This window comes from Dermacoccus sp. Tok2021 (genome assembly GCF_019895135.1).
Taxonomy (GTDB): Bacteria; Actinomycetota; Actinomycetes; order Actinomycetales; family Dermatophilaceae; genus Dermacoccus; species Dermacoccus abyssi.
Genome location: NZ_JAGTHU010000046.1, coordinates 1 through 1,548, shown reverse-complemented (window position 1 = coordinate 1,548; position 1,548 = coordinate 1). Strand labels below are relative to the sequence as shown.

Genomic DNA, 1,548 nt, shown 5'->3' with positions numbered 1-1,548 from the left:
ACCGGACCGCGCCGATCCTGCCGCTGCGACCAGGCTTGCCGGAGAAGGCGACCCACGACTACAAGCGCAATGGCACCACCACGCTGTTCGCCGCTCTCGAGGTAGCCACCGGTGCGGTGACCGACCAGTGCTACGACCGGCACGGTAAGGCCGAGTTCCTCGACTTCCTCAAGAAGGTCGCCAGGGCTTACCCGCGCCGGGAGCTGCACGTGGTCCTGGACAACTACCACACCCACAAGCACGAGGACATCAAGCAGTGGCTGGCCAAGCACCCGCGGATCACGTTGCACTTCACCCCGACCAGCGGGTCCTGGCTCAACCTCGTCGAGGTTTTCTTCGGGATCATCACCCGACAGGCCATCCGCCGCGGCTCCTTCGACAGCGTCAAGCAACTCGTCACAGCGATCAGCACCTTCATCGACGGCTGGAACGAGCGCTGCCACCCATTCATCTGGACCAAGACCGCCGAGGAAATCCTGCCCCACGCCACCCGTCAAACCAGTTCAGGCGCGTGAAATCAGAGACCGAACGCGCCGCCGCCGACGAGGATTGCGACGCCCAGTCCGATCAGGACGATGGGGAAGAGGATGTGCTCCCGCCGTTCGAGGACCTCGGCGATGGGTCGACGCGTGGCGACGAACTTGGCGGTGGCCACCAGCACTGCCACGAGCACGAGGAAAACGATGCAGAAGGTGATGACAGCGGGAGTACTGATGTTGAGGAAGACCGGGACGTAAACGCCGATGTTGTCCCCACCGTTGGCGAAGGTGACGCCGGCGACGGTCGCCACGGCAACGCTCTTACCTGACACGGCGGCATCATCGTCGTCGCCCTCGCCGCGGTAGACCTCCCACGCAGCCCAGAGACCCAGCGCGAGGGGGATGAGCCCAAAGTAGGGAATCGCCTCCTCTGGCAGCGCCCACCCCGCCCCCAAGGTCACCACGAGTGCGGCGGCGAGGATCCCGACGAAGCCAAGGTATTGCCCGGCCAAGATCTTCGCGGTCGTCCCGGGGCGTCCGGCACCTCGGGCGAAGAAGAGCGAGAGCACGATGATGTCGTCGATGTTGGTCGCGATGAAGAGCCCGATCGCTTGGAGCAGCGCCGCGGCCGTCATGCGCCGGACCTGCCGTCGTGGCAACCAGGCACCTCGCAGGCGACGTCGAGGCAGGGGGCGTCCGCGTCGACGGCCAGCTTGACCTCGACCAGCTCGGTGAGCGCACGTGCGAGGTGGGGGTCAGCGATCTCGTAAAGGGCCTGGCGGCCCTCATGGGTGGCGACCACGATCCCGCAGTCCCGCAGGCAACCCAGGTGGTTCGACACATTCGAGCGCGTCAGGTCTAGCGCGTTGGCGAGCTCTGCCGGATGCGCGGGGCACGCCAGAAGCGACAGAAGGATCCGTGAACGCGTGGGGTCGGCCATCGCCCGGCCCAGACGCTGCATGGCGTCCAAGCGGGAAGCAAGAGTCAGCATGCACTGAACGATACAGTAACCGCTGAACTACAATCGCCCCACCCAACTCGTCAAACAAGTTCAGACGCGTGACACTAG

The 1,548-nt window shown here is 65.2% G+C and carries 3 protein-coding genes; 1 reads left to right on the top strand and 2 read right to left on the bottom strand.

What is annotated here, in order from left to right:
- The coding region (locus K9D12_RS14710; protein ID WP_223060588.1) for an IS630 family transposase at window positions 1-515 on the top strand (515 nt) is incomplete at its 5' end.
- Window positions 516-517: 2 nt separating this feature from the next.
- Here the strand turns inward: K9D12_RS14710 and K9D12_RS14705 are convergent.
- Window positions 518-1,114 carry a cadmium resistance transporter gene (locus K9D12_RS14705; RefSeq protein ID WP_006947316.1) on the bottom strand — a complete coding sequence of 199 codons (597 nt, stop codon included), beginning with the start codon at window positions 1,112-1,114 and terminating at the stop codon, window positions 518-520.
- Entirely contained in the window at window positions 1,111-1,470 is a 360-nt protein-coding gene (locus K9D12_RS14700) for a helix-turn-helix transcriptional regulator (RefSeq protein ID WP_006947315.1), read from the bottom strand. The genes K9D12_RS14705 and K9D12_RS14700 overlap by 4 nt, the downstream gene beginning before the upstream one ends.
- Between the last annotated feature and the right edge of the window lie 78 nt (window positions 1,471-1,548).

Excerpts from the sequence above, each read along its gene's own strand:
- K9D12_RS14700 (WP_006947315.1), bottom strand. The coding sequence starts at position 1,470 with ATGCTGACTCTTGCTTCCCGCTTGGACGCCATGCAGCGTCTGGGCCGG.
- K9D12_RS14705 (WP_006947316.1), bottom strand. The coding sequence starts at position 1,114 with ATGACGGCCGCGGCGCTGCTCCAAGCGATCGGGCTCTTCATCGCGACC.